24 protein-coding genes are annotated in these 25,589 nt (G+C 65.2%); 14 read left to right on the top strand and 10 right to left on the bottom strand.

Translation table 11 applies throughout. The features are described 5' to 3' along the window. Positions 1-257 precede the first annotated feature (257 nt). From otnK to ltnD, 3 genes are read right to left on the bottom strand one after another with little or no spacing between them, the layout of a single operon-like run. Complete coding sequence (gene otnK / locus QX121_RS22310) at positions 258-1,535, bottom strand: 3-oxo-tetronate kinase (protein WP_315813044.1); 1,278 nt, start codon at positions 1,533-1,535, stop codon at positions 258-260. Beyond that, positions 1,532-2,314 (bottom strand): 2-oxo-tetronate isomerase, encoded by a 783-nt coding sequence (gene otnI, locus QX121_RS22305; protein ID WP_315813043.1) that lies wholly within the window; start codon positions 2,312-2,314, stop codon positions 1,532-1,534. The genes otnK and otnI overlap by 4 nt, the downstream gene beginning before the upstream one ends. 26 nt (positions 2,315-2,340) lie before the next feature. Next, on the bottom strand, positions 2,341-3,264 hold the full coding sequence (gene ltnD, locus QX121_RS22300) for an L-threonate dehydrogenase (protein WP_409999360.1): 924 nt from the start codon (positions 3,262-3,264) through the stop codon (positions 2,341-2,343). A 120-nt stretch (positions 3,265-3,384) separates the two neighbouring features. Between ltnD and QX121_RS22295 the strand changes: the two genes are divergently transcribed. The 7 genes from QX121_RS22295 (at position 3,385) to QX121_RS22265 (ending at position 9,616) form a co-directional block, all read left to right on the top strand. Then, positions 3,385-4,047 (top strand): aldolase, encoded by a 663-nt coding sequence (locus QX121_RS22295; protein ID WP_315779614.1) that lies wholly within the window; start codon positions 3,385-3,387, stop codon positions 4,045-4,047. A 24-nt stretch (positions 4,048-4,071) separates the two neighbouring features. Continuing rightward, the gene (locus QX121_RS22290; RefSeq protein WP_315779612.1) at positions 4,072-4,284 is read left to right on the top strand and encodes a hypothetical protein; all 213 of its coding nucleotides are present in this window, start codon (positions 4,072-4,074) and stop codon (positions 4,282-4,284) included. Between the two features lie 509 nt (positions 4,285-4,793). Further along, entirely contained in the window at positions 4,794-5,831 is a 1,038-nt protein-coding gene (locus tag QX121_RS22285) for an ABC transporter ATP-binding protein (protein ID WP_315813092.1), read from the top strand. A 32-nt stretch (positions 5,832-5,863) separates the two neighbouring features. Continuing rightward, positions 5,864-7,153, top strand: coding sequence for a PotD/PotF family extracellular solute-binding protein (locus tag QX121_RS22280; protein ID WP_315813041.1), 1,290 nt, complete (start codon positions 5,864-5,866; stop codon positions 7,151-7,153). A gap of 89 nt (positions 7,154-7,242) precedes the next feature. Continuing rightward, positions 7,243-8,178, top strand: a complete 936-nt coding sequence (locus QX121_RS22275; RefSeq protein ID WP_315798109.1) for an ABC transporter permease — start codon at positions 7,243-7,245, stop codon at positions 8,176-8,178. Positions 8,179-8,181: 3 nt separating this feature from the next. Continuing rightward, positions 8,182-9,084: an ABC transporter permease gene (locus tag QX121_RS22270; RefSeq protein WP_315813040.1), complete on the top strand. Its 903-nt coding sequence runs from the start codon at positions 8,182-8,184 to the stop codon at positions 9,082-9,084. A 244-nt stretch (positions 9,085-9,328) separates the two neighbouring features. After that, positions 9,329-9,616 carry a GIY-YIG nuclease family protein gene (locus tag QX121_RS22265; protein ID WP_315798110.1) on the top strand — a complete coding sequence of 96 codons (288 nt, stop codon included), beginning with the start codon at positions 9,329-9,331 and terminating at the stop codon, positions 9,614-9,616. Positions 9,617-9,838: 222 nt separating this feature from the next. Here the strand turns inward: QX121_RS22265 and QX121_RS22260 are convergent, their stop codons facing one another. The 6 genes from QX121_RS22260 to QX121_RS22235 form a co-directional block, all read right to left on the bottom strand. Further along, positions 9,839-10,543 carry an ABC transporter ATP-binding protein gene (locus QX121_RS22260; protein ID WP_315813039.1) on the bottom strand — a complete coding sequence of 235 codons (705 nt, stop codon included), beginning with the start codon at positions 10,541-10,543 and terminating at the stop codon, positions 9,839-9,841. Then, positions 10,527-11,258, bottom strand: coding sequence for an ABC transporter ATP-binding protein (locus tag QX121_RS22255; RefSeq protein WP_315813038.1), 732 nt, complete (start codon positions 11,256-11,258; stop codon positions 10,527-10,529). Before QX121_RS22255 ends, QX121_RS22260 begins: the two co-directional genes overlap by 17 nt. Then, the gene (locus tag QX121_RS22250) at positions 11,255-12,259 is read right to left on the bottom strand and encodes a branched-chain amino acid ABC transporter permease (protein WP_315813037.1); all 1,005 of its coding nucleotides are present in this window, start codon (positions 12,257-12,259) and stop codon (positions 11,255-11,257) included. The genes QX121_RS22255 and QX121_RS22250 overlap by 4 nt, the downstream gene beginning before the upstream one ends. Further along, positions 12,259-13,137: a branched-chain amino acid ABC transporter permease gene (locus QX121_RS22245; protein ID WP_315813036.1), complete on the bottom strand. Its 879-nt coding sequence runs from the start codon at positions 13,135-13,137 to the stop codon at positions 12,259-12,261. The genes QX121_RS22250 and QX121_RS22245 overlap by 1 nt, the downstream gene beginning before the upstream one ends. Before the next feature lie 156 nt (positions 13,138-13,293). After that, the gene (locus QX121_RS22240) at positions 13,294-14,538 is read right to left on the bottom strand and encodes an ABC transporter substrate-binding protein (protein ID WP_315813035.1); all 1,245 of its coding nucleotides are present in this window, start codon (positions 14,536-14,538) and stop codon (positions 13,294-13,296) included. An 81-nt stretch (positions 14,539-14,619) separates the two neighbouring features. Continuing rightward, entirely contained in the window at positions 14,620-15,438 is an 819-nt protein-coding gene (locus QX121_RS22235; protein WP_315813034.1) for a putative hydro-lyase, read from the bottom strand. Positions 15,439-15,551: 113 nt separating this feature from the next. Between QX121_RS22235 and QX121_RS22230 the strand changes: the two genes are divergently transcribed. From QX121_RS22230 to QX121_RS22215, 4 genes are all read left to right on the top strand, one after another. Continuing rightward, entirely contained in the window at positions 15,552-16,514 is a 963-nt protein-coding gene (locus tag QX121_RS22230) for a LysR family transcriptional regulator (protein ID WP_315813033.1), read from the top strand. Then, on the top strand, positions 16,511-17,761 hold the full coding sequence (locus tag QX121_RS22225; RefSeq protein ID WP_315813032.1) for a Zn-dependent hydrolase: 1,251 nt from the start codon (positions 16,511-16,513) through the stop codon (positions 17,759-17,761). The genes QX121_RS22230 and QX121_RS22225 overlap by 4 nt, the downstream gene beginning before the upstream one ends. A gap of 204 nt (positions 17,762-17,965) precedes the next feature. Continuing rightward, positions 17,966-19,048 (top strand): integrase core domain-containing protein, encoded by a 1,083-nt coding sequence (locus QX121_RS22220; protein ID WP_315811377.1) that lies wholly within the window; start codon positions 17,966-17,968, stop codon positions 19,046-19,048. Between the two features lie 170 nt (positions 19,049-19,218). Next, positions 19,219-20,130: an NAD(P)-dependent oxidoreductase gene (locus QX121_RS22215; protein ID WP_315813031.1), complete on the top strand. Its 912-nt coding sequence runs from the start codon at positions 19,219-19,221 to the stop codon at positions 20,128-20,130. Between the two features lie 408 nt (positions 20,131-20,538). On the opposite strand, the gene QX121_RS22210 is transcribed toward QX121_RS22215, so the two are convergent. Next, positions 20,539-21,612: a tartrate dehydrogenase gene (locus QX121_RS22210; RefSeq protein WP_315776435.1), complete on the bottom strand. Its 1,074-nt coding sequence runs from the start codon at positions 21,610-21,612 to the stop codon at positions 20,539-20,541. Between the two features lie 160 nt (positions 21,613-21,772). Here QX121_RS22210 and QX121_RS22205 point away from each other — a divergent pair, with 160 nt between their 5' ends. The 3 genes from QX121_RS22205 to QX121_RS22195 all read left to right on the top strand — a co-directional run bounded on the left by QX121_RS22205 (position 21,773) and on the right by QX121_RS22195 (position 25,581). Then, a complete protein-coding gene (locus QX121_RS22205) occupies positions 21,773-22,549 on the top strand; it encodes an SDR family oxidoreductase (protein ID WP_315776434.1) in 777 nt (258 codons plus the stop codon). A 79-nt stretch (positions 22,550-22,628) separates the two neighbouring features. Further along, on the top strand, positions 22,629-24,053 hold the full coding sequence (locus tag QX121_RS22200; RefSeq protein ID WP_315813030.1) for an amidase: 1,425 nt from the start codon (positions 22,629-22,631) through the stop codon (positions 24,051-24,053). 205 nt (positions 24,054-24,258) lie between these two features. Continuing rightward, positions 24,259-25,581, top strand: a complete 1,323-nt coding sequence (locus QX121_RS22195; protein ID WP_315737218.1) for an MFS transporter — start codon at positions 24,259-24,261, stop codon at positions 25,579-25,581. Positions 25,582-25,589: the final 8 nt, after the last annotated feature.

Below are 25,589 nucleotides of genomic sequence, written 5' to 3'. Positions count from 1 at the left end.
CGTCACGCGACGGTCCGTACTGGAGGTATAGCGGTGAGGTCCCTAGAGACCGTTAATTTACGGGAGTTATCGGGCATTACACGCAAAAAACTTCTGCTTTTTCAGTGTGCGTCCCGATGCTTATGGCGGCACGGCGGCGCTGCCGTGCCGAGCGACGGCTCACAAACTAAGCAGATGATGAGATCGGGACCGAGGCCCAGCACGTCGTTCCAAAATCCGGCACAGGCCGACGCAGCCGGCAGTCGGCTGACGCGCAGTTAGCGCATCAGCCCGAGCGCGTCGGCGAAGAACTGCGGCCCGCCGAAATTGCCGGACTTCAGCGCCAGCAGCATGTCGCCGCCCTGCGCGCCGATTGCGCGAAGCACTGGCACGCCGGCCGCGATCTCTGGACCAACGAGGAAGCCGGGAATCCCCAGCCGGTCAACGACGGCGCCCGAGGTCTCGCCGCCGGCGACGATCAACCGCCGCACGCCGGCCTCAATCAGCCCCTCGGCGAGATCGGCCATCGCCTGCTCGATGGCGTGCCCCGCCGCTTCGCGGCCGTGCCTGGATTGCAGCGCGCTGACCTGATCCGGCGTCGCGCTGGAGGCAATCAGCACAGGCCCCTTGGCAATGCGCTCACGCGCCCAGGCCAGCGCTCGCTGCGCCTCGTCCGGACCGGCGACCAGGCCCGCCGCATCGAGATGCAGCACCGGCATGATGGTCTCGGCCTGCGCAATCTGCTGCAGCGTCGCCTGCGAGCAGCTTCCGGCGAGGCAGGCCGCCATGCCGCCGACGGGTGCATCCGCGTGATGCGCCAAGCCGTGGGTATGCACGTGCCCGGCCTCGACCAAAGCGCGCGCCAGCCCGAGCCCGATGCCGGACGCGCCGACAGAGACCCGGTTCTTCAAGGCGGCCGCGCCGATCGCAATCAGGTCGGCGTCGAACACGGCGTCGACGATCGCCGCACCAATGCCCTGCGCGGCCAATTCCTGCAGCCTGTGGCCGATCGCCTCCGGCCCGTGCACGACAGCGGCGAGGTCGACCAAGCCGATTTTCCTGCGGCTCTGGCGCGCCAGCACGCGCACCAGATTGGCGTCGTGCATCGGGTTGAGCGGATGATCCTTGAGCGGGCTCTCGTTGAGCGGCACGCTGCCGACGAAGAGGTTGCCTTGATAGACGGTCCGCCTGGTTTCCGGGAAGGCCGGGGTCACCAGCACGATGCCGTCGCCCGCATCGCCGGCGAGCGCGTCCATGACAGGGCCGATATTGCCGGCGTCGGTGGAATCGAACGTCGAGCAGATCTTGAACAGCACGTGGTCGGCACCCCGTGCGCGCAGCCATTTGTCGGCCTCGCGTGAGCGGGCCACGGCGAACGAAGCCTCGATCGACCGGCTCTTCAGCGACACCACGACGGCATCGACCTCCGGCAGCGTGAGGTCATCAGCCGGCACGCCGATCGTCTGCACCGTGCGCAGGCCGGCGCGAGTCAAGGTGTTGGCGAGGTCGGAGGCGCCGGTGTAGTCATCGGCGATGCAGCCGAGTTTCAAGGTCACGGCTTCACTCCCTTGTAGGGCGCAAACCAGCCGAGCCCGTCCTCGGTGCGACCGCGCGGATTGTACTCGCAGCCGACGAAGCCGGCATAGCCGAGCCGGTCGAGCTCGGCGAACAGGAACGGATAGTTCAGCTCCTCGCCGTCGGGCTCGTTGCGCGAGGGGATGCTGGCGATCTGGATGTGGCCGATGATGTCCATCATCTCGCGCAGCCGCATGGTGACGTCGCCATGGATGATCTGGCAGTGATAGATGTCGAACTGCAGCTTGAGATTGGGAATCTTCAGCTCGCGGATGAGATCGCGGGCAAAGCCGAAATCGTTGAGGAAGTAGCCGGGCACGTTGCGCGCATTGATCGGCTCGATCACGACGTCGAGGCCATGGGGCGCGAAGAACTCCGCCGCCCAGGCCACCGACTTGGTGTAGGCTTCCACGGCCTTCGCATCACTACGTTCGGCGATGCCCGCCATCATGTGCAGCCGTTTCACGCCGGTGGCCTTGGCATAGGGCAGCGCCGTCTCGAGGCTCGCCTTGAGATCATCGAAGCGCTGGGGCAGCGCGGCAAAGCCCTTCTCGCCGGCATCCCAGTTGCCGGGCGGCAGGTTGAACAGCGCTTGCGCCAGGCCGTTGCCGTGCAGCCGCTTGCCGACCTCCTCGGCCGGATGATCATAGGGAAACAGGAATTCGACCGCGGTGAAGCCGGCCTTGGCGGCGGCCGCGAAGCGATCGAGGAACGGATGCTCGGTGAACATCATCGAGAGATTGGCGGCGAAACGGGGCATGGCGTGAAAACTCGTCGTACTGCTTGCTACTTGGAGGAGCCCGGCAGCGTCGTGCCGGTGACCTGCGCGTACATCCGCGCCACCGAGGCGTCGTCGTCGCGGCCCATGCCGGCGGCCGACGTCATCAGGAACATCTGCAGCGCGGCGGCCGAGACTGGCACCGGAAAACGATGGCTGCGCGCCATGTCCTGGATGATGCCGAGATCCTTGACGAAGATCTCGACCGCACTGCGCGGCGTGTAGTCGCCGTCGAGGACGTGCGGCATGCGGTTCTCGAACATCCAGGAATTGCCGGCCGAGGCTGTGATGACCTCATAGACCTTGCGGATGTCGAGGCCCTGCTTGGCGGCGAAGGCGATGGCCTCGCTGGCAGCGGCGATGTGCACGCCGGCGAGCAGCTGGTTGATCATCTTGAACGCGGCGCCCTGCCCGGCCGCATCGCCGAGCTCATAGAGCTTGGCCGCCATCGCATCGAGCGCCGGCCGCGCCTTGGCAAACGCAGCCGCGCTGCCCGAGGCCAGGATCGTCAGCTCGCCCTGCGCGGCGCGCTGCGCGCCGCCGGAGATCGGCGCGTCGAGGTAGTGCCGGCCGGTGGCTTCGAGCTGCTTCGCGAGCCGCCGCGCGACGTCAGGGTCCATGGTCGCGGAGGAGACGAACACGGAGTCCTTCGGCATGGTTTCGACAGCACCGCCCGGGCCGAACAGGATGGCTTCCGTCTGCGCCGCGTTGACGACGACACTGACCACGATGTCGGCGCCTCGCGCCGCCTCGGCCGGGCTCGCCGCGCCCTTGCCGCCGTCGGCGACGAGGCGCGCTACGGCATCCGCCGAGACATCGCATCCGGTCACCTCGAAGCCTGCGCGTTTCAGCGAGGTCGCCATGCCGAACCCCATCGAGCCAAGCCCGATCACGGCGACTTTCAATTGCGATGGCGACGGCATGCGGCAGATCCCTGAAGCGTTTCCTGGTGACGTCCGGTTGCCCCGGACTGCACTCTGGGTATCACGGCTTGGCCGCGTTGCCAAAGCGTGAGACAAAGCGGCCAAAGAGCGAAATGCGAGGAAAGTCCCGTGGCGGAAACTGCGATTCGCGAGGCCATCTGCCGGTTCGGCCGCTCGCTGTTCGAGCGCGGGCTGACGCCGGGCTCTTCCGGCAACATCAGCGTGCGGCTCGATGATGGCGGCTGGCTGGTCACGCCGACCAATGCCTCGCTCGGCTTCCTCGATCCGGCCCGTTTGTCGCGGCTCGATGCCGCGGGAAAGCTGGTCTCGGGCGACGCGCCGACCAAGGAGGTGCCGCTGCACACCGCGCTGTACCAGACGCGCGATGCTGCCCGCGCCGTGGTGCATCTGCACTCGACCCATTCGGTCGCGATCTCGATGCTGCCGGACATCGATCCGCGCGCCGCGCTGCCGCCGCTGACACCTTATTATTTAATGCGCTGCGGTCAGACCGCGCTGGTGCCCTATCATCGTCCCGGCGATCCCGCGGTAGCCGATGCCATCAAGGGTCTCGCCGGCAAATACGCCTCGGTGCTGCTCGCCAATCACGGGCCGGTGGTGTCCGGCGATACGCTGGAAGCCGCCGTGTTCGCGATGGAGGAGCTCGAGGAGACCGCAAAGCTGTATCTGCTGCTGCGCGGGCTCAACCCACGTCACCTCTCGCCGCAGCAGGTCGACGATCTGGTGAAAGTGTTCGGCCTCGGCCTGCCCGATCACAGCGATCATCACTGATCCCACCAGTCCGGATGGATGGGCATGCAATATCCCGCAACAATGCCAGCCGAGATCGATGCCGCTGTCCGGGTGCTCTATGAGGAGGCCCGCTTCTACCGCTGGTTTCCGATCGCAACCGACTCCTATGACGCGTTCGCCGCCTCCGATCCAATCGCGGTCAGCGAGCTGCGTGACATCGCCGAGCGCATGCTGGTGGCCGCCGCGCAGGCCAGATCGCGGGCAAGGCGGGTCTAGCGTCCCGCCCGGCCTGCCTGCATGCCGCGGAGCCTGCGCCGCCTTGTCACTGATCAAGCTGCCTTGCCTCCAGACGGCAACGATGCCTAATATTGAGGCAAGATAAGGCTGCGGCAGCAATCACGGGCGGATCGATCGAACAAGGACGGCACCGGCAGCACACCACTGCCGCGGCGCGAGGATGCGCCCCGCCCTTCCACCATCGATTGCAGCCCATCGCGCAGCACGCCCGGAGCACGAAAGGACAAGGGCAAAATGCCTCCACATCGGCGTGGGCGCGGCTGTTTGGCCGGATCGGCGCCCGATCTGAGCGGGCTGCCGCCGGGACCGGGGAATGCCCTTTCGAGCGTTGCATACGCATCTCGCCCAACGCGCAATCTTCGCGCACTGCCCCGCCCCCACGGCGACCCTTGGCATATCCGTTGCAGACATCAGACGGATCGGATCGCAGCCGCCCGATGGAGCGAGCCGCGATCATGACCGACACGCGACAGGACGACGGAGGGCGGATGGCGGCGGGCGCGAGCTTGGAACTGGTGAGGGTGACGAAGATGTACGGTCACGTCACCGCCGTCGACGCAATCGACCTGCGGATTCCCGCCGGCTCCTATTGTTGCCTGCTTGGTCCGTCCGGCTGCGGCAAGACCTCCACCCTGCGCATGATCGCCGGCCATGAATCGGCGACATCGGGCGACATCATCGTCGGCGCCAAGAACGTGACCGAGCTGCCGCCTGCTGGGCGCGGCACCGCGATGATGTTCCAGTCCTACGCGCTGTTTCCGCATCTCTCGGTCATCGACAACGTGGCGTTTGCGTTGAAGATGAAAGGCGTGTCCAAGCCCGAGCGCCACGCCAAGGCACGCGAGCTGCTCGAGCTGGTGGACATGCAGGGCTATGCCGGCCGCCTGCCGGCGCAGCTCTCCGGCGGACAACAACAGCGCGTGGCGCTGGCGCGCGCATTGATCACCTCGCCGCAGATCCTGCTGCTCGACGAGCCGCTGTCGGCGCTCGACCCGTTCCTGCGCCTGCGCATGCGCGCCGAGCTGAAGCGGCTGCAGCGCGAGCTCGGCCTCACCTTCGTCCATGTCACCCATGGCCAGGACGAGGCCATGGCGCTGTCCGACCTCGTGGTGCTGATGAATGGCGGCCGCATCGAGCAGCAGGGCAGCCCGCGCGAGATCTTCAATCATCCACGCACCGAATTCGCCGCCCGCTTCATCGGCGGTCACAACGTGATCCCGCTGAACGGCGAGACCTTTGCCGTACGCGTCGACCGCATCCAGCTCAAGGCGCCGAATGCGGCGGTCGACGGTCCGGCCGTGCCGGGCACGATCAGCAAGATCGAATATCAGGGCACCTATGTGCTGGTCGCGGTGGCGACCGATGGCGGCCCCGAGATCTCGGCGCAGCTCAGCGACGATCAGTTCGATGCACAGACCCACAGCATCGGCGAGCGCGTCGTCGTCACCTGGAATCCGGCGCTCGCCGATGCGCTGACGACCCGTCCCGCAGCCGCAGCCGCACCGGCCGCTGAGCTGGTCGCCTGATTTCGTTTGCTCGTTTTCCCAAGGAGATGATCATGACCGACCGATCGAAGACAACATCCATCAGCCGCCGCGCGCTGCTCAAGGGCGCGGCGGGCGTCGCCGGTCTCGCCGGCTCGGGCACGCTGCTCAGCGCGCCCTATGTCCACGCAGCCGACGCCAAGGTGCTGCGCTATCTCGGCACCGCCGTGAACGAGGGCGACGAGATCTCGAAGAAATGCCTCGCCGACACCGGCATCAAGATCGAATACATCACGGCGACGACCGACGACGTGACCAAGCGCGTCATCACCCAGCCGAACTCCTTCGACGTGCTCGACACCGAATATTTCTCGCTGAAGAAGCTGGTGCCGTCCGGCAACATCTTTCCGCTCGACGCGCGCAAGATCAAGGAGTTCGACAACATCACGCCCGTCTTCACCAAGGGCGAGCTGCCGAACGGCAAGAAGATCGGCGGCCAGGGCACCGCGCCGTGGAAGGTGCTCTATCTCGACGGCCCGAACTCCAAGACGTTCTCGGCGACGCCGACCGAGTTCGTCACCTTGATCCCGACCGTGTACAACGCCGACACGCTCGGCATCCGTCCCGACCTGATCAAGCGCCCGATCGACTCCTGGGCCGAGCTGCTCAACCCCGAATTCAAGGGCAAGGCCTCGATCCTCAACATCCCCTCGATCGGCATCATGGACGCCGCCCTCGTCGTCGAGGCGACCGGCCAGTACAAATATGCCGACAAGGGCAACATGACCAAGGCCGAGATCGACCTGACGATGAAGGTGCTGACCGAGGCCAAGAAGGCCGGCCAGTTCCGCGCGTTCTGGAAGGACTTCAACGAGTCCGTCAACCTGATGGCCTCGGGCGAGACCGTGATCCAGTCGATGTGGTCGCCGGCGGTCACCAAGGTGCGCTCGATGGGCATCCCCTGCACCTTCCAGCCGCTCAAGGAAGGCTACCGCTCATGGGCCTCGGGCTTCTGCGTCTCCAAGGCGGTGGCCGGCGGCCCGAAGCTCGACTGGGCCTACGAGTTCGTCAACTGGTACCTGTCCGGCTGGGCCGGCGCCTATCTCAACCGCCAGGGCTACTACTCGGCCGTGCTCTCCACCGCCAAGGCCAACATGACCGAGGACGAGTGGGGCTATTGGATGGAAGGCAAGCCGGCGAAGGCCGACATCAAGGCGCCGGACGGCACCCTGATGGAGAAGGCCGGCGCCGTGCGCGATGGCGGCTCCTACGAGGACCGCATGGGCAACGTCGTGTGCTGGAACGCGGTCATGGACGAGAACGACTACATGGTCCGCAAATGGAACGAGTTCATCGCCGCCTGATGTGACGATCCCGGCCTGCCGCGCCGTGCTTTCCCGCGCGGCAGGCCTCCTTGTCTCTCTCCCCGCACACAGGACGACAGGTTGCATCCGTGGCCGTGACGATCGACAATTCGCCTGACAGCGTGGCGCCGGCGGAGAGCGCTTTGCGCAAGATCACCATGCGCTCGATCGCCTGGCTGCAGGCCGGCCCGATGATGCTGGTGTTCGCGCTGTTCTTCCTGTTGCCGCTCGTGCTCGTCGTCGTCGTCAGCGCCTGGGACTACAACGAATATGAGATGATCCCGGCGTTCAGCTTCCGCGGCTACACCGACACGTTCGAGGGCTGCGTCGCCAACCTGCCCGAGCTGTGCACCATCCTGAAGACCTATCTCAAGACGCTGAAGCTGTGCCTCCTGACCTGGGGCCTGACGCTGATGATCGGCTTCTGGGTCGCCTATTTCCTCGCCTTCCACGTTCGCAGCAAGACCTGGCAGATCGTGCTGTCGCTGTTGTGCACGATCCCGTTCTGGACCTCCAACGTCATCAGAATGATCGCCTGGATCCCCCTGCTCGGCCGCAACGGCCTCGTCAACCAGGGCCTGGTCGGCGCAGGATTCGTCAACAAGCCGATCGAATGGCTGCTGTTCTCCGAATTTTCGGTGGTGCTGGCGCTGGTGCACCTGTTCACGTTCTTCATGGTGGTGCCGATCTTCAATTCGATGATCCGCATCGACAAGCGGCTGATCGAGGCCGCCTATGATGCCGGCGCGTCGGGCTGGCAGACACTGGTCAACATCGTCATTCCGCTGTCGAAGCCCGGCATCGTGATCGGCTCGATCTTCGTCATCACGATCGTCATGGGCGACTTCGTCACCATCGGCGTGATGGGCGGCCAGCAGATTGCCTCCGCCGGCAAGATCATCGAAGCGCGCCTCTCCGCGCTGCAATTCCCGGCCGCCGCCGCCAATGCCGTGATCCTGCTCGGCATCACCATCATCATCATCTCCGCGCTGACGCGGATCGTCGACGTGCGCAAGGAGCTGTGAGCCATGGGCGACAAGCGGCCGCGCTCGTTCTACATCCTCGCCTTGTTCTTCTCGGCCTATGTGCTGTTCCTGTACGGGCCGATGATCGCGATCTACATCCTGTCGTTCCAGGGGCCGGACGGCGGCCTCACCTTTCCGATGAACGGCGTGTCGTTGACCTGGTTCGGCAAGGTGTTTTCCGGCGGCGGCATCGTCGACATCGGCGCCGCCTTCAAGCGCTCGCTGGCGCTCGGCCTCGTCGTCATGGTGATCACCGTGGTGCTGTCGGTCGCCGCCGGCATGGCCTTCCGCAAGCCCTTCCGTGGCGCCTCGGTGCTGTTCTACACGGCGATTGCGAGCCTGATCATGCCGTCGATCATCACCTCGCTCGGCATCGCCCTGGAATTCCGCCTGATCGACGACTTCATCAACAAGCACGGCGCCGATGTCGGGCTCGGTTGGCTCGCCAATGGCTACACCACGGCGATGGGCCTGTTCACGTCAGGGCTTGGCGCGCATCTGACCTGGACCCTGCCGTTCGGCCTCCTGATCATGTTCGCGATCTTCAACCGCTTCGACGGCCGCCTCGAGGAAGCCGCCCGCGACCTCGGCGCCACCCCCTGGCAGACCTTCCGCCACGTCGTGCTCCCGATCATCCTGCCCTCCGTCGTCGGCATCGGCCTGTTCGGCTTCACTTTGTCCTGGGACGAGCTCGCCCGCTCCAGCCAGGCGATCGGCTCGGTGAATACGCTGCCGCTGGAATTGCAGGGCCTGACGACGACCGTTACCAAGCCCGACATCTATGCGCTGGGCACGCTGACATCAGCGGTGTCATTCGTCGTGATCTTCGCCGCGCTGTCCGTGATCCTGATCCTGCAAGCCCGCCAACGCCGCCAGGGCTCCGACGCCGGCAAGGGCATGGTGTAAGCTACGACGGATCATAACGCGGCCTCGGTCATTGCGAGGCGGTCTTGCGCTGAAACAATCCATACCTTCTAATCGGCTGGAATCCCCGGATTGCTTCGCTGCGCTCGCAATGACGGCTGTGGTGGGCGCCGTCTCCTCCTCATACTCCGTCATCGCGAGCGCAGCGAAGCGATCCAGGGGCAGCGGAAAAGACTCTGGATAACCTCGCTCCACTCCGGTCGCCCCGGACCTCGTAGCCGATCCGATGAAACAACCCTGCGTCTACATCATGGCGAACAGGCGCAATGGAGCGCTCTATGTTGGTGTGACCAGCGACCTGCCTAAACGCGCGTACCAACATCGTGAAGGTCTCGTTCCGGGATTCACCAAGACATACGGGTGCAAGCTGCTCGTCTGGTACGAAGTCCATGAAACGATGGTAGCCGCGATCGAACGCGAGAAACAGATCAAGGCAGGCAGCCGAAAGAAGAAATTGGCACTGATCGAGGCGATCAATCCGCAATGGAATGACTTGTACGATGCTCTGACCTGATTCTTCCGATCGTGATTTCGAAATACCGAGAGAACAAATGCCAGACCTCCTACTGGTCTGGCATTCTGGATTGCTTCGCTCCGCTCGCAATGACGGTCGTGGTGGGCACGGGAGCCCCCACATACTCCGTCATACCGAGCAAAGCGATCCAGGGGGCCGCAGCAAGAACCCTGTATTACCCTTGCTTTGCAGCGGCTCGGCGGCTGCGAAGCACACAGTCGATCACAGCCCCAGATACGCCTTCCGCACATCCTTGTTGCCGCTGATCTCAGCCGCCGTGCCCTGCATCAGGACGCGGCCGGTCTGGAGGATGTAGGCGCGGTCGGCGATCTCCAGGCATTCGGCCATGCGCTGCTCGACGATCAGCACGGTCATGCCGGCGTCGCGGATGCGCTTCACCGCCTGGAAGATCTCGTCGACCAGCTTCGGCATGATGCCCTGCGACGGCTCGTCGAGCATCAGGAGCCGCGGCCGGGTCATCAGTGCGCGGCCGATCGCCAGCATCTGCTGCTCGCCGCCGGACAGCGTCTCGGCGCGCTGGTCCAGCCGCTCGGACAATCGCGGGAACAGCTTGAACACGAAGTCGAGCGGCTCCTCGCGATTGGCCTCGCCGCGATACAGATAGCTGCCGAGCCTCAAGTTGTCGCGCACCGAGAGCCGCGGAAACAGCCGCCGGTTCTCCGGCACATAGGCAATGCCCTTGGCCGTGATCAGATGCTGCGCCATGCCGTCGATGCGATTGCCGTCGAAGGTGACGGCGCCGGCACGCGGCCGCTCGGCGCCGGCGATCGACTTCAGAAGCGTCGACTTGCCGGCGCCATTGGCGCCGGCGACGCAGACGATCTCGCCCTTGTTGACGTCGATCGAGACGTTCGAGATCGCAACCAGCCCCTGATAGGCGGTGGTGACGTCACGCACCGACAGCATGGCGGTCTCCGAGATAGGCGGAAATGACTTTGGGATCGCGGACGACGTCCGTGGGCTTGCCTTCGATCAGCACCTTGCCGAGATCGAGCACGATGGCGCGGTCGACCAGCGGCATCACGATCTCCATGACGTGCTCGACCATCAGCACCGTGATGCCGGTGTCGCGCACACGGCGCACGAGCTCGACGCCCTTTTGTGACTCGACCGGCGTCAGGCCGGTCAGCACCTCGTCGAGCAGCAGCAGCTTCGGCTCAGTCGCGAGCGCGCGGGCCACTTCCAGCCGCCGCTTCTCCGACGGGACGAGATCGCTGGCGAGCACGTCGGCACGCGCATCGAGCCCGCAGAAGGCCAGCACCTCATGCGCCTTGCGCCGGGCGTCGTGCATGTTGGTCGTGCGGACCAGCGCGCCGACGATGACGTTCTCGATCACCGTCATGCTCTCAAAACTCTTCACCACCTGGAAGGTACGGCCGATGCCGCGCTGGCAGCGCTCGGCCGCCGGCAGCGCCGTCACGTCCTCGCCGTCGAAGATGATCGAGCCTTCGGTCGGCTTGAACGCGCCGGCGATCAGGTTGAACAAAGTCGACTTGCCGGCGCCGTTCGGACCGATCAGGCCAACGATCTCGCCGCGCCCGACCGAGATCGAGACGTCGGAGTTCGCCGTCAGGCCCGAGAAGCGCTGGGTGATGTTGCGGGTTTCCAGCAGCGCGGTCATGACGCCACCGCCTCTCGCACCGGATTTGCGGCCGGCTTCGGCTTGCGCGAGAACAGGCTGACCAGACCCTGCGGCCGCGCCAGCGAGATCGCAACGATCAGGCCGCCATACACGATCAGGTCGACGCCGCGGCCGGAGCCGCCGATGAAGGAGCGGGTCAGCTCGGTCAGCGGGATCAGGATGACCGCGCCCAGCATCGGTCCCCACAGCGTGCCGATGCCGCCGAGCACGGCCGGGAGCGCCATCAAGAGCGAGAACTGGAATCCCATCACGCTTTCAGGATCGATGTAGGACACGAACTGCGCATAGAAGCTGCCGCCGATCGCGACCAGGAAGGCCGAGACGGCCGCCGCGCCCATCTTGGAGTTGAACACGTCGACGCCGAGGCTCTCGGCGGCGACCGGGTTGTCCTTCACCGCGCGCCACCAATAGCCCCACTTCGAATCCTCCAGCCACCAGGTCACGAACCAGGCGACGCAGGCGAGCACGAGTGCAAAGTAGAAGTACGGCAGCTTGGAGCGGGTGAACTGGAAGGTCAGCCAGGAGTCACGCCGCACCGGAATGTCGATGCCGAGCGCAGCACCCGCCCAGTCCCAGTTCTGGAACAGCAGCAGCGTGATCTCGGCGATCACGATGGTTGCGATCACGAAGTAATGGCCGCCGAGCCGGAAGCAGGGATAGCCGAGCGCCATCGCAATGACGGCAGAGATGAGACCGCCGGCGATCATGCCGAACCACGGCAGCACGCCGAACTTGGTGAACAGGATCGCCGTAGTATAGGCGCCGAGCCCGAAATACAGCGCATGGCCGAGCGATATCTGGCCGCAATAGCCGGACAGGATGTTCCAGCTCTGCGACAGCGCCGCATACATCAGGGTCAGCACCATGATGTTCTGGACGTAGACGTCCTTGACGAACAGCGGCACCGCGGCAGCGACCGCAGCGAGGAAGGCGGCGAGGACGAGGTCGCGCCGGCGGCGTTGAATGAATGCCTTGTCCATCAGATCGATCCGAACAGGCCGCGCGGGCGGATGAAGACGACGAGGAGATAGACGCCGTAGATGCCGACGGTCTTGAGTGACGGCGGCATGATCAACGTCGTGATCGCCTCGACCAGGCCGACGACGATGCCGCCGGCGAAGGCGCCGAACACGCTGCCGAAGCCGCCGAGCGCCACGGTCACGTAGGCGATGGTCGCAAACGACGCGCCGACATCGGGAAAGACGTAAAAGAAGATCGCCATGACTGCGCCGGCGAGGCCGACCAGCGCCGCACCAAGGCCCCAGCCGAGCGCGAACACCTTGTTCTTGTCGATGCCGACCAGCGCCACCGCGCCGGCATCCTCTCGCGTCGCCTCCAGCGCCCGGCCGAAATCGGTGCGGTGGATGAAGAAATAGAGCCCGGCGAAGGCCGCAATCGCGATCAGCGCACCGACCAGTTGCGGCTGCGGCAGGTAGATCCCCGCGATCGAGACCGTCTTGCCGCCGAGCCAGGAATGCGGAATGCTGCGATAGTCCGGCGTGAAGAAATACTGCGCGACCCCGCGCATCAGCACCGCGAGCCCGAAGGTGGAGAAGATCTGCACCATGCCGGTATTGGCCTTGGCCCGGACCGCAAACCTGACGATCAGGAGATAGACCACCGCGCCGAACACGAATAAGGCGGCGGCGACCAGCGGTGCAGCAAGCAACGGATCGAGCGCGAGATAAGCGAACAGGAAGAAGGTCGCGTACATCGCGATCATCAGGAACTCGCCATGGGCGAAGTTCACGACGTCCATCAGGCCGAAGATGAGTGCCAGCCCCACGGCGATCAGACCGTAGAGCAGGCCCATCAACAGGCCGCTGGCGAGACTTTGGATGATTGTTTCTGCTGTCACTTCACTTGCTCCCCCGTCATTGCGAGCGAAGCGAAGCAATCCAGACCTTCTTTGGGGCCCCTGGATTGCTTCGTCGCTGCGCTCCTCGCAATGACGGAGCACGACCGATGCTCCGCCATGGTCCGATGCAGAGCGCCGCCCGCGCCCTGCGCGTGCTTACTTCATCGGCCAACTGGCTTGCGCCACCGCCGCCTGGGTCGGGAAGATGGTGACGAACTTGCCGCCGACATATTGCAGCAACACCGGATCGGCGTCGTTGTTCTGGCCGCTCTCGTCGAACTTCACCCGCTTCCACGGCATGATGGTCTGCTCGCCCGGCATGTCGGTCGCGGCCAGCGCGTCGCGGATCTTCTCGCCGTCGGTCGACTTGGCGCGGTTGATGGCGTCGGCCATCACGATCAGGCCCATGAACTGGCGCGAGGAGTAGTCGTTGAAATCCTTGCCCGACTTGGCCTTGAACATGTCGTTGATCTTGCCGACCATCGGCCGCTTGGCGGCGAGATCGAGCGAGAACGAGCCGCGCGAGATCACGCCTTCGAGCTTGTCGCCGACGGCGTCATACAGCGCCTTCTCGGAGAAGCCGGCGTCCTGCGCCACGATCGCGTTCGGCTTGTAGCCGAGCTCGGCCATGGTCTTGACCAGCAGGATGCCGTCGGTGGTGTAGCTCGACGGCATCAGCACGTCGGCATTCGCGGCCTTCAGCTGCTGCACCTCGGCCGACAGCGACGGCGAGTTGGCGCGGTACTTGATGTCGGCGACGACCTTGTAGCCGCGCTCGGACGCGAGCTTGAGCTGCGCGTTGCTGGAATCGGTGCCGAAAATCGTGTCCTCGTGGAACAGGGCCAAGGTTTCGATCTTGGTGCCCTTCTTCTTCATCGCATCGAAGAAGTCGAACATCGCCTGCGAGAACATCTCGTCATGCGGCGCTGCGCGGAAGTAATACTTCAGGCCGCGGCGATGCAGGCTCGGCGAGGAATTGTCAGCCGACAGATACGGGATCTGGTAGCGCTCGCAGATCTGGCTCGCGGTGACGGCGACGGCGCTCTGATAGGAGCCGATCACGGCTGCAACCTTCTCCTGGGTAATCAGGCGCTCGGCCTCGGCGCGGCCCTTCTGCGGATCGGCCTGATGGTCGGCGAACACCAGCTTGATCTTGGCGCCGCCGAGACCCGGCAGGCCCTCGGTACGGGCCAGCGGCAGGTCGTAGTCGTATTTGCCGTTGATGATCTCGGCCGCCGTCTCGAACGCGCGCTGCGCGTCGACGCCGATCTGGGCGCTGGCGCCGGAGAACGGATAGATGACGCCGATCTTCACTTCCGACGTCTGGGCACGGGCGGCGATCGGACCGAGAGCAGCGGCAGCGGTGGCTCCAAGCAGGACGTTACGGCGCGTGATGGTCATGGCAAGATCCTCTGATGAAAGCGCATCGATGAAGCGGTTGAGATCGGTGGTAAAGGCTCAAAAGGCAGCATGGCTGCCTGATTAGAGGACGGCGAGATCCTTGTTCCTGAGATCGGTGATCAGCATCAATCCCGGTGCGTGGGTGATGGCGAAGGGCAGCCTGGCCGCAGCGATGACCGCCTGCGGCGTCACCCCGCAGGCCCAGAAGACGGGAATTTCGTCGGCGCCGACCGGCACCGGGTCACCGTAGTCCGGCTTGCTGATATCGGCGATGCCGATCTGGTCGGGATGACCGAGATGCACGGGCGCGCCGTGCACGGCGGGAAAGCGCGTCGTAATCTGCACGGCGCGGATCGCCTGCGCCGGCTTGAATGGGCGCATCGACACCACCATGGGGCCTGCGAACGGCCCCGACGGCGTGCAGGCGATGTTGGTGCGATACATCGGCACGCGGCAGCCCTGCTCGATGTGGCGGATCGGCAGGCCGTCCGCCATCAGCGCCTCCTCGAACGAGAACGAGCAGCCAAGCACGAAGGTGACGAGATCGTCGCGCCAGTGCGAGAGCAGATCGGTCGGCTCCTCGACCATCTCGCCATCGCGCCAAACGCGATAGCGCGGCACATCGGTGCGGATGTCGAGGTCGGCGCCGAGCGCCGGAATGAAAGGATTGCCCGGTTCGGACATGCCGATGATCGGACACGGTTTTGGATTGAGCTGGCAGAATCGGTGGAAGGCGCCAGCGTACGTCTCGGGGATAATCGCCAGATTGCCCTGGACGAAGCCGTTGGCGACCCCCGCCGTGCTCCAGCCCTTGCCGGTGCGATAATCCAGGCGGGCCTGATGGCTCGGGAGAAGCTCCGTCTCGTCCGCTGATTGCTGCAGTGCCGCAGAAACAGTCATTTGTGCCGCTTGCCTAATATCTCGACAAACTCACTCAACATTAGCCATGCTATAAAGTCTAATCTTCGTTTTTAATCAGGATCGATAAGACAGATTGATCCGAGGCGAGCACGATGTTGGATTTCCGTTCCATCGAGACGTTCCTCTGGGTCGTGAAGCTTGGCAGCTTCCGCGGCGCGGCGCAGCGCCTCAATACGACCCAGCCCGCGATCTCCCAGCGCATCGCCCAGCTCGAGCGCGAACTCGGCGTCAAGCTGCTCAACCGCGATCATCGCGTGGCCTCCCCGACTGCCAGCGGCCGGCAGATGCTGGTCTATGCCGAGAAGCTGATCGGCCTCCGCGCGGAGATGCTGGCCGAGGTCGGCGACCGCTCCGCGATGCGCGGCGTGCTCCGGCTGGGCGTCGCCGAGACCATCGTGCACGACTGGCTGCCGCGGCTGATCAAGAGCGTCAATGAGAGCTATCCGAACCTGTCGCTGGAGATCGAGGTCGACGTCACGCCGAATCTGCACGCACGGCTGCTGGCGCAGGAGATCGAGCTGGCCTTCGCGCTTGGCTCTCCCTCCGAGTCCGGCATCCGCAGCCGCGTGCTGTGCGATTATCCGATCAGCTTTCTCGCCAGCCCTGCATTGGGCTTCGGCGATGGCCTCGTGACCGCGGAGCAGATGGCACGGTTTCCAATCATTACCTTCCCGCGCAACACCCAGCCCTACGACAATGTGCGCTCGCTCTTCAATCGCCCGCATCTGCCGCCGATGCGTCTGCACGCCAGCGCCTCGCTGGCGACCGTGATCCACATGGCCGTCGAGGGCCTCGGCGTCGCCGTCATTCCCGCGGCGATCGTCGCCAACGAGATCGAGCGCGGACGCCTGCAGGAGTTGAAAACGGATTTGCGGATTCCGCCGCTGACCTTCACGGCGAGCTGGCTGTCGTCCCCCGAGATGGTCGCGATCGAGCGCGTTGCCGAGCTCGCAGCCAGAACCGCGCAGACGGCCAGCCATCCGGCCACATCGGTTGACGCCATCGTCGCGGCGCGCGATGGACAGGACGCCGGAGTACAGGGACTTCAAGCATGAGCCGCGCCGTAACCAATCTGCAGATCGATTCCGCCCGCCTCTGGGACAGCATTCACGAGACCGCCAGGTTTGGCGCGACGCCGAAGGGCGGCGTGCGGCGGCTGACCTTGAGCCAGGAGGACAAGCAGGTCCGCGACTGGTTCCGCAAAGCCTGCGAGGATGCCGGGCTCGACGTGCACGTCGACACGCTCGGCTCGATGTTCGCACTTCGCAAGGGCCGCGACATGTCGAAGCCGCCGGTCGGGCTCGGCTCGCATCTCGACACCCAGCCGACGGGCGGCAAGTTCGACGGCATTCTCGGCACGCTCGGCGCGCTGGAGGTGATCCGCACGCTCAACGACGCCGGCATCGAGACCGACGCGCCGCTCTGCATCGTCAACTGGACCAACGAGGAAGGCTCGCGCTTCGCGCCGGCGATGATGGCGTCGGCCGCCTATGTCGGCGACTTCACGGTCGAGGACATTTTGTCGCGGACAGATGCCGCAGGCATGACCGTGGGCGCGGCGCTGGACGAGATCGGCTATCGCGGCGAGACCAAGGTCGGCACGCAGACATTCTCGGGCTTCGTCGAGCTGCACATCGAGCAGGGTCCGATCCTGGAGGCCGAGAACAAGACCATCGGCGTGGTCGATCACGGCCAGGGCGTGTTCTGGTACGACGGCAAGGTCACCGGCTTCGAGAGCCATGCCGGCTCGACGCCGATGCCGCTGCGCCGCGACGCGCTGCTGGCGCTGTCGGAGTTCGCGCTCACCCTGGAGCAGATCGCGCTCAAGCTCGGACCGAACGCGGTCGCCACCATCGGCGAGGCCGTGATCGCCAATCCCTCGCGCAACGTGATCCCCGGCGAGATCGCCTTCACCATCGACTGCCGCAGCGCCAACGCCGAGACGCTGGACGCGCTCGATACCAGCCTGCGTGCGGCGGCGAGCGAGATTTCCAAGAAGCGCAAAGTCGAGATTGCGATCGACCAGGTCTGGCGCAAGCCGCCGACGCACTTCGATCCCAAGCTGGTCGATGCCGTCGAGCGCGCTGCCGGCACGCTCGGCTATTCGCACCGGCGCATCACGTCGGGAGCGGGCCACGACGCCTGCAATCTCAACACGATCATGCCGGCCGCGATGGTGTTCGTGCCCTGCAAGGATGGCATCAGCCACAACGAGCTCGAGGATGCCACGCAATCCGACTGCGCCGCCGGCGCCAACGTGCTGCTGCACACCGTGCTGTCGCTGGCGGGCGTGGCGTCGTGACGGGCTGATTGCTCTCACTCGCTGCTACTTTAAGTTATCATTCTCCGATCTAAGTCGCGCAGGCACACTGAGCTCCCCTCCCCCTTGCGGGGAGGGGTCGGGGGTGGGGGTCCACAACGGTATGAACCGGGCTGAGTCCTGACAATTCAGACCGGGTTGATTCCTGACAGGCAAGCTTCGTCCGATTCGAAGGAGGATCGGTCGATGCCTTTCAGGGAGAGCAGTCCTGTGGAGCAGCGTATCGGGTTGTTTCGGGAGTACGACACGGGAGCTTTTTCGGTGACGGAGCTGTGCGCGCGGCACGGCATCAGCCGGGAGACGTTCTACGTTTGGGAGCGCCGCCGCGCGAGCGGGGATCCGCAGTGGTTCGAGGAGAAGAGCCACGCCGTGCAGAACTGCCCGCACGCCACAGCGGACCGGCTGGCACGGCGCATCATCGCAACACGACGACGGTTTCCGCATTTTGGCCCCAAGAAGATCAAGGCCTGGCTCGCGCGCGAGCGGCCGGAGGTCGACTGGCCGGCGGCCTCGACGATCGGCGACCTCCTGAAGCGTGAAGGCCTGGTCGAAGCGCAGCCACGCCGACTCACCGATGCGGCGAGCCGCTATCTCATCGAGGTGCGCATTGTCGATCCGACCTGGGCTGGCGTGAAGGGCGCTCTGGAGCGCGTTTTCAAGGATATCGGCCTTCCCGACGCGATCCGCTCCGACAATGGAGTACCGTTCGGATCGACGGGAGCTGGCGGCCTTTCGGCGCTCTCGGTGTGGTGGCTCAAGCTCGGCATCGAGCCACGCTACATCCCACCAGCGAGCCCGCAGGACAACGGCCGGCACGAGCGCATGCACCGCACGCTGAAGGCCGAGACGTCGAAGCCACCGGCAGACACGGCCGCCGAGCAGCAGCGACGCTTCGACGCCTTTCGCCGCCACTTCAACGAGGAGCGGCCGCACGAGGCGCTCGACCAGGTGGCCCCCGTCAAGCTCTGGCGCAGGCCGGTGCGCTTCATGCCAGACCGTCTCGATGATCCCTGGTACGACGCCGATCACGAGGTCCGCCGCGTGCGTCCCACCGGGGACATCAAATGGCAAGGCGAGCACGTCTTCGTTGGCGAAGCGCTCGCCGGCGAACTCATCGGCCTCGCCAAGCACGATACCGGCGGCCACATCGTCCGCTTCTGGGGCCGAGACCTCGGGCTGATCGACCGCGACCGCCGTTTCCTGCGCTTTGCTCCGCCGCGTGCGCGGCTCCGCGTCGCGCAGGAAACGGCGGAGACAACACAGCAGTGATCGAATAGTGTCAGGGATCAGCCCGGTCCAAAATGTCAGGGATCAACCCGGTCGGTCAAACGGCGGTCTCGCCCGGAGCCACCCCCCTCCCCAACCCTCCCCCACAAGGGGGGAGGGAGCACAGCTTCGTCGGCGCGACTGCTCGGCACATCCCGAAAGGAGACCATCACGTGCGCGGAGTTTTCATCGACGCCAACGAGTCGCTTGCCGAGATTTTCGAGCGGCAGCGCAAATCGGGCGATCCCGAGATGCGCGTGCATCTCGATCCGGACATCAAGCCGGACGACTGGCCCGCCATTCTCGATGGCGCCGAGATCGGCGTGGTCGATCACACCGCCCTGCCCACCGAGGTCGCGAAGCAGTGCAAGGGGCTCAAGCACGTCGTGTTCCTCGGCACCGGCGCGCGCAGCTACATGAATCCGGAGGAGCTGGCCGATCTCGGCATCACCGTGCACCTGATCAAGGGCTATGGCGATACGGCGGTGGCAGAAGCAGCGATCGCGCTGATGTGGGCCTCGGCCCGCGGCATCGCGCAGATGGACCGCGAGATGCGCGCCGGCAACTGGCTGCGCGACGACGGCATGCAGTTGACCGGCAAGACCCTCGGCCTGATCGGCTTCGGCGGCATCGCCGCGGAAGTCGCGCGCATCGCGTCCGGCGGCGGCATGAAGGTGATCGCCTGGAACCGCTCGCCGAAGAGTCATCCGGGCGTGGAGTTCGTCGATCTCGACACGCTGCTCAAGGAGAGCCACGTCGTCTCGCTGCATCTCCTTCTCAACGACGACACCCGCGGCTTCCTGTCCCGCGACCGCATCGCGCAGATGCGGCCGGGCGTGATCTTCGTGAACACCGCCCGCGCGGCCATCGTCGACGAAGCAGCGATGATCGACGCCCTGCGCTCCGGCCACATCCGCCACGCCGGCCTCGACGTCTTCAACACCGAGCCGCTGCCGGCAGATCACGTGCTGACCACGATCCCCAACGTGACGCTGTCGGCGCATTCGGCGTTCCGCACGCCGGAAGCCAGCGAAAACCTGATTCACGCGGCGTGGGAGCACTGCCGCAGGGTGGCGAAGAAGTAGTTGTTGACGCGTAGGGCGGGCAAAGCGGCCGCCGCTAGGCGGCAGCGTGCCCACCGTCGATCAGCGCGTACGCGGCAAGACGGTGGGCACGGCGCCACCGCGATCTCATGCGAGGATGCAGCAGAGCCGCGCCTTTGCTCACCCTACGGCTCTCTCCTTCGTCATTGCGAGCGAAGCGAAGCAATCCAGAGTCCCCGCGACGGCCCTGGATTGCTTCGTCGCTACGCTCCTCGCAATGACGATGTTGATCGAGCTGCCGCCCCCCCCCACCGTCGTCCCGGCGAACGCCGGGACCCATACCGCGTGATTTATCTGTGGCGCGCGGTGGCAGATATCGGCGGCTACAATGACGGCCGGTGGTTATGGGCCCCGGCGTTCGCCGGGGCGACATCGAGCAAATAGCGGCGACTAGTCCACCATGTCTGCGACGGCCTTGCCGCACGCCACCGTATCGGCGTTGCCGCCCAGATCCCGCGTGCGCAGCGTCCGCTCGGCCAGCGTCCGCTCGATCGCGCCGACGATCGACTGCGCTGCAGTCTTCTCTCCCAGATGCTCCAGCATCATCGCGCCCGACCAGATCATGCCGATCGGGTTGGCAATCCCCTGCCCTGCGATATCGGGCGCCGAGCCGTGCACCGGCTCGAACACCGACGGGAAATTGCGCTCGGGATTGATGTTGCCCGACGGCGCGATGCCGATCGTGCCGGTGCAGGCAGGTCCCAAATCGGACAGGATGTCGCCGAACAGGTTGGAGCCGACGACGACGTCGAACCAGTCCGGGTGCAGCACGAAGTTCGCGGTGAGGATGTCGATGTGGTACTTGTCCCACTTCACGCCCGGATAGTTCTTCGCCATCGCCTCGACGCGCTCGTCCCAGTAAGGCATCGTGATCGAAATGCCGTTGGACTTCGTCGCCGAGGTCAGGTGCTTCTTCGGCCGGGATTGAGCGAGCTCGAAGGCGAACTTCAGGATGCGGTCGACGCCGGTGCGCGTCATCACCGTCTGCTGGGTGACGAACTCGCGATCGGTGTCCGGGAACATGCGGCCGCCGACCGACGAATATTCGCCTTCGGTGTTCTCGCGCACCACCCAGAAATCGATGTCGCCGGGCTTGCGACCCGCCAGCGGCGACGGCACGCCGGGCATCAGCCGCACGGGACGCAGATTGACGTACTGATCGAACTCGCGGCGGAACTTGATGAGCGAGCCCCACAGCGACACATGGTCTGCGATCTTGGCGGGCCAGCCGACGGCGCCGAAATAGATCGCGTCATGGCCGCCGATCTGCGCCTTCCAGTCGTCCGGCATCATCTGGCCGTGCTTCTCGTAATAGTCGTAGCTCGAGAAGTCGAAATGATCGAACTGCACCGCGACGCCGTGCTTCTTGGCCGCCGTCTCGATCACGCGAATGCCCTCGGGCATGACCTCCTTGCCGATGCCGTCGCCGGGAATGACTGCGATGCGATAGGGCTTCTTGCTCATCGAGCGGATCCTTGGTCGTTTACGCCGGTACGCCCGGCTGAAATGGCGAATGCCTGAATGAACCAAACCACGCCCAAGCGCAACGCTGCGGTGCAAGATTGACCGCATGGCTGACGCGCCAGACAATCCTATCTCCTCACCCATCCCAGCGAGCACGTCCATGGACCTTCATCTGCGCGGCAAGCGCGTTCTCATCACCGGCGCGTCCAAGGGGATCGGTGCCGCAGCCGCCGAAGCCTTCGCCGAGGAAGGCTGTCACGTCAGGCTTGCAGCGCGCAGTGGCGACCGGCTCGCGGCCCTGGTCGAGCAGCTGCGATCGAAGCATCAGATCGATGCGGCCGCGCATGTCGTGGACCTGCGCAAGAGCGAGGACGTCGCGCGGCTGGCCGAAGCTGCTTCCGATATCGACATCCTCGTCAACAATGCCGGCGACATCCCGGGCGGCGCGATCGACAAGATCGACGAGGCGGCCTGGCGGCATGCCTGGGACCTGAAGGTGTTCGGCTTCATCAATCTGACGCGCCTGGTCTATGCGCAGATGAAGGCGCGCGGTGGCGGCGTCATCATCAACGACATCGGCGCGGCCGGCGAGAAGTTCGACGCCAACTACATCTGCGGCAGCGCCGGCAATGCGGCGCTGATGGCCTTCACCCGCGCGCTCGGCTCCAAGAGCCTCGCCGACAACATCCGTGTGGTCGGCATCAATCCCGGGCCGGTCGGCACCGATCGCCACGTCACTCTGCTCAAGACCCGCGCCAAGCATCAGTTCGGCGACGAGAGCCGCTACACCGAATTCCAGAAGAGCCTGCCGCTCGGCCGTCCCGCGCATGTCAGGGAGATCGCCGACCTGATGGCGTTCCTGGCCTCGGACCGTGCCGGCTACACCTCCGGCGTGATCTATACCGTCGATGGCGGCATCAGCGCAGGGTGGGGTTGATCGCCGCGACCTTTCCACCTCAGCCGAAACATGATCTACGACTTTGCGCCGGGACGCTTCCAATCAGGAGAACTGCACTTTGGCCGACCAGGGATTGATCCGCGAGAGCGCCTGCGCCGTCGTCGACAAGTTGAAGTCCGGCAAGGTCACGCCGCTGGATTGCCTCGACGCGCTGGAAGCGCGCATCGCAGCCGTCGACGGCAAGGTCAATGCGCTGCCGACGCTGTGCTTCGACCGCGCGCGCGATCACGCCAAGGCGCTGATGCAGAAACCGGCTGCCGAGCGCGGGGTGCTGGCCGGGCTGCCCGTGCCGATCAAGGACCTCACCGACGTCGCCGGCGTGCTCACCACCCAGGGCTCGCCGATCTTCAAGGACCGGATTCCGGAACGCTCTGATCTCATGGTCGAGCATCTCGAAGCCAATGGCGGCGTGATCTACGCCAAGTCGAACACGCCGGAGTTCGGCGCCGGCGCCAACACCTTCAACGAGGTGTTCGGCGCGACGCGCAATCCCTGGGACACGTCCCGCTCGGCGGCCGGCTCCTCCGGCGGCGCCGCGGTGGCGCTTGCCACCGGCATGGCCTGGTTGGCGCACGGCTCCGACATGGGCGGCTCGCTGCGCAACCCCGCGAGCTTCTGCGGCATCGTCGGCCTGCGCCCGAGCTTCGGCCGCGTCGCGCATACGCCGGCGGTGGCCATCGACCGCAATCTCGCCATCCAGGGCCCGATGGCCCGCAACGTCGCGGACCTCGCGCTGCTGCTCGACGCGATGAGCGGCGAGCACGCCGCGGATCCGATCTCGCTGCCCTCGCCTGCGACGTCGTTCCTGGCCGCCGCGCGCTCCGGCAGGAAGCCGGTCCGCGTTGCCTACTCTCCGGATCTTGGCATCACGCCCGTGGATCCGGAAGTCGCTGCGGTCACCCGCAAGGCGGCGCAGCGCTTCGCCGAGCTCGGCGTGATCGTCGAGGAGACGCATCCCGATTTCAGCGAGGCGCATGAATGCTTCCACGTGCTGCGCGCGCTCGACTTCGCGATGAGCAAGGCGGAGCTGCTGCGTACCAAGCGCGACCTCTTGAAGCCCGAGGTGATCTGGAACATCGAGGAAGGGCTGAAGCTCACGGTCGCGCAGATCGCGCGCGCCGAGGCGCAGCGCGTGGCGATCACCGCGCGCGCCGTCAAGTTCTTCGAGACCTATGATCTGCTGCTGGCGCCGGCCACCATCGTACCGCCCTTCCCGGTCGAGAACCGCTACGTCGCCGAATGCGCCGGGCATAAGTTCGACAACTACGTGCAATGGCTCGGCATCGTCTACGCGATCACGCTGGCCTGTTGCCCAGCCCTGTCGCTGCCCTGCGGCTTCACGGCGTCGGGTCTTCCGGTCGGACTGCAAATGGTCGCAGCGCCGCGCGCCGACGCCAAGCTGCTCGCAGGCGCCAAGGTGCTGGAGGACGTCCTCGGCGTTGCCGGCTCGACCCCGATCGATCCGCGCGCGCCGAAGGGCTAAGTCATTCCCCTCATCCTGAGGAGCCCGCCGAAGGCGGGCGTCTCGAAGGATGGGCCGCAGCGTGATGCGCCCCCGCCTCGACACTGCTTGTGGCACGCGCGCAGAGTTCCATGCGCTGAACATGGGACCCATGTCCGTTATCGTCTGTGGCAATCGGGGCTGCTGCCGTAGAAGGGCCGCAAATCACGCTTGCCGGAGACCGGATATGACTGACCAGGTGATCGAGCCTGCCGAAGAAGCCACGACGTTCAGCGACGTCGAGCGCCGCATCAAGGCGATCCTGATCGGCTCGGCCGGCAACCTGGTCGAATGGTACGATTTCTATGCCTATACGGCGTTTGCGCTGTATTTCGCGCCGGCCTTCTTTCCATCGAAGGACCCGGTCGTCGAGCAGCTCAACGCCGCGGTCGTGTTCGCCGCGACCTTCCTGATGCGCCCGCTCGGCGGCTGGCTGTTCGGCTATCTCGCCGATCACCATGGCCGGCGGCTGTCGCTGACCGTCTCGGTCCTCTGCATGTGCTTCGGCTCGCTGATCATTGCGGTGACGCCGACCTATGCCACCATCGGCATCGCCGCGCCGATCATCCTGGCGCTCGCCCGCGTCATCGAGGGCCTCAGCCTCGGCGGCGAGTATGGCGCCAGCGCCACCTACCTGTCCGAGGTCGCCGACGCCAAGCATCGCGGCTTCTATTCGAGCTTCCAATACGTCACCCTGATCGGCGGCCAGCTCACCGCGATCATCGTGCTGCTGCTCCTGCAGAAGGTGTTCTTGACAACCGAGGAGCTCAAGGCATGGGGCTGGCGCATTCCATTTGCGATCGGCGCCGGCCTCGCCATCTTCACCGCCGTCATGCGGCGGAACCTGCATGAAACCGAGGCCTTCGTGGAAGCAAAGAAGACGGTCAGTCCGTCGGGATCGATCACCACGCTGCTCAAATATCCGAGAGAGCTGCTGCTGGTGGTCGGCCTGACCGCGGGTGGCACGGCGGCATTCTACACCTTCACGACCTACATGCAGACTTTCGTCAAGCTGTCGGTCGGCCTCACCGAGGACCAGACCACGATGGTGATCTTCGGCTCGCTGCTGTTTGCCTGCGTGCTACAGCCGCTCTATGGCGCGATCTCCGATCGCATCGGCCGCAAGCCGCTGCTGATCTTCTTCGGCGTCGCCGGCACGCTGGCGACGATCCCGATTCTGACCGTGCTGCAGGGCACCAAGGAGCCGTTCACAGCTTTCCTGCTGATCTGCGGCGCCTGGATCTTCACGGCCGGCTACACCTCGATCAACGCGGTGGTGAAGGCCGAGCTGTTTCCGACCAATGTCCGTGCGCTCGGTGTCGGCCTGCCCTACGCGATCACCGTCTCGCTGTTCGGCGGCACCGCACCGGCTATCGCGCTCTACTTCAAGAGCATTGGGCACGAGACCTGGTTCTATTATTATCTCACGGGCGTGATCTTCACGTCGCTATTGATCTATGCGACCATGCGTGACACCAAGCATGCGTCGGCGATGCACCGCCATGAATGAGCTGCCAC

Origin of the sequence: Bradyrhizobium sp. SZCCHNR2028, from assembly GCF_032380995.1 — a bacterium.
Lineage (GTDB): Bacteria > Pseudomonadota > Alphaproteobacteria > Rhizobiales > Xanthobacteraceae > Bradyrhizobium.
The sequence above is the reverse complement of the archived record's forward strand: the minus strand, read 5'-3'. Positions and strand labels throughout refer to the sequence as shown.

Excerpts from the sequence above, each read along its gene's own strand:
- QX121_RS22205 (WP_315776434.1), top strand. The coding sequence starts at position 21,773 with ATGGACCTTCATCTGCGCGGCAAGCGCGTTCTCATCACCGGCGCGTCC.
- QX121_RS22290 (WP_315779612.1), top strand. The coding sequence starts at position 4,072 with ATGCAATATCCCGCAACAATGCCAGCCGAGATCGATGCCGCTGTCCGG.
- QX121_RS22225 (WP_315813032.1), top strand. The coding sequence starts at position 16,511 with ATGAGCCGCGCCGTAACCAATCTGCAGATCGATTCCGCCCGCCTCTGG.
- QX121_RS22250 (WP_315813037.1), bottom strand. The coding sequence starts at position 12,259 with ATGGACAAGGCATTCATTCAACGCCGCCGGCGCGACCTCGTCCTCGCC.
- QX121_RS22265 (WP_315798110.1), top strand. The coding sequence starts at position 9,329 with ATGAAACAACCCTGCGTCTACATCATGGCGAACAGGCGCAATGGAGCG.
- QX121_RS22285 (WP_315813092.1), top strand. The coding sequence starts at position 4,794 with ATGGCGGCGGGCGCGAGCTTGGAACTGGTGAGGGTGACGAAGATGTAC.
- QX121_RS22255 (WP_315813038.1), bottom strand. The coding sequence starts at position 11,258 with ATGACCGCGCTGCTGGAAACCCGCAACATCACCCAGCGCTTCTCGGGC.
- QX121_RS22260 (WP_315813039.1), bottom strand. The coding sequence starts at position 10,543 with ATGCTGTCGGTGCGTGACGTCACCACCGCCTATCAGGGGCTGGTTGCG.
- QX121_RS22280 (WP_315813041.1), top strand. The coding sequence starts at position 5,864 with ATGACCGACCGATCGAAGACAACATCCATCAGCCGCCGCGCGCTGCTC.
- QX121_RS22235 (WP_315813034.1), bottom strand. The coding sequence starts at position 15,438 with ATGACTGTTTCTGCGGCACTGCAGCAATCAGCGGACGAGACGGAGCTT.
- QX121_RS22195 (WP_315737218.1), top strand. The coding sequence starts at position 24,259 with ATGACTGACCAGGTGATCGAGCCTGCCGAAGAAGCCACGACGTTCAGC.
- QX121_RS22210 (WP_315776435.1), bottom strand. The coding sequence starts at position 21,612 with ATGAGCAAGAAGCCCTATCGCATCGCAGTCATTCCCGGCGACGGCATC.
- QX121_RS22230 (WP_315813033.1), top strand. The coding sequence starts at position 15,552 with ATGTTGGATTTCCGTTCCATCGAGACGTTCCTCTGGGTCGTGAAGCTT.
- QX121_RS22220 (WP_315811377.1), top strand. The coding sequence starts at position 17,966 with ATGCCTTTCAGGGAGAGCAGTCCTGTGGAGCAGCGTATCGGGTTGTTT.
- QX121_RS22270 (WP_315813040.1), top strand. The coding sequence starts at position 8,182 with ATGGGCGACAAGCGGCCGCGCTCGTTCTACATCCTCGCCTTGTTCTTC.
- otnI (WP_315813043.1), bottom strand. The coding sequence starts at position 2,314 with ATGCCCCGTTTCGCCGCCAATCTCTCGATGATGTTCACCGAGCATCCG.
- QX121_RS22240 (WP_315813035.1), bottom strand. The coding sequence starts at position 14,538 with ATGACCATCACGCGCCGTAACGTCCTGCTTGGAGCCACCGCTGCCGCT.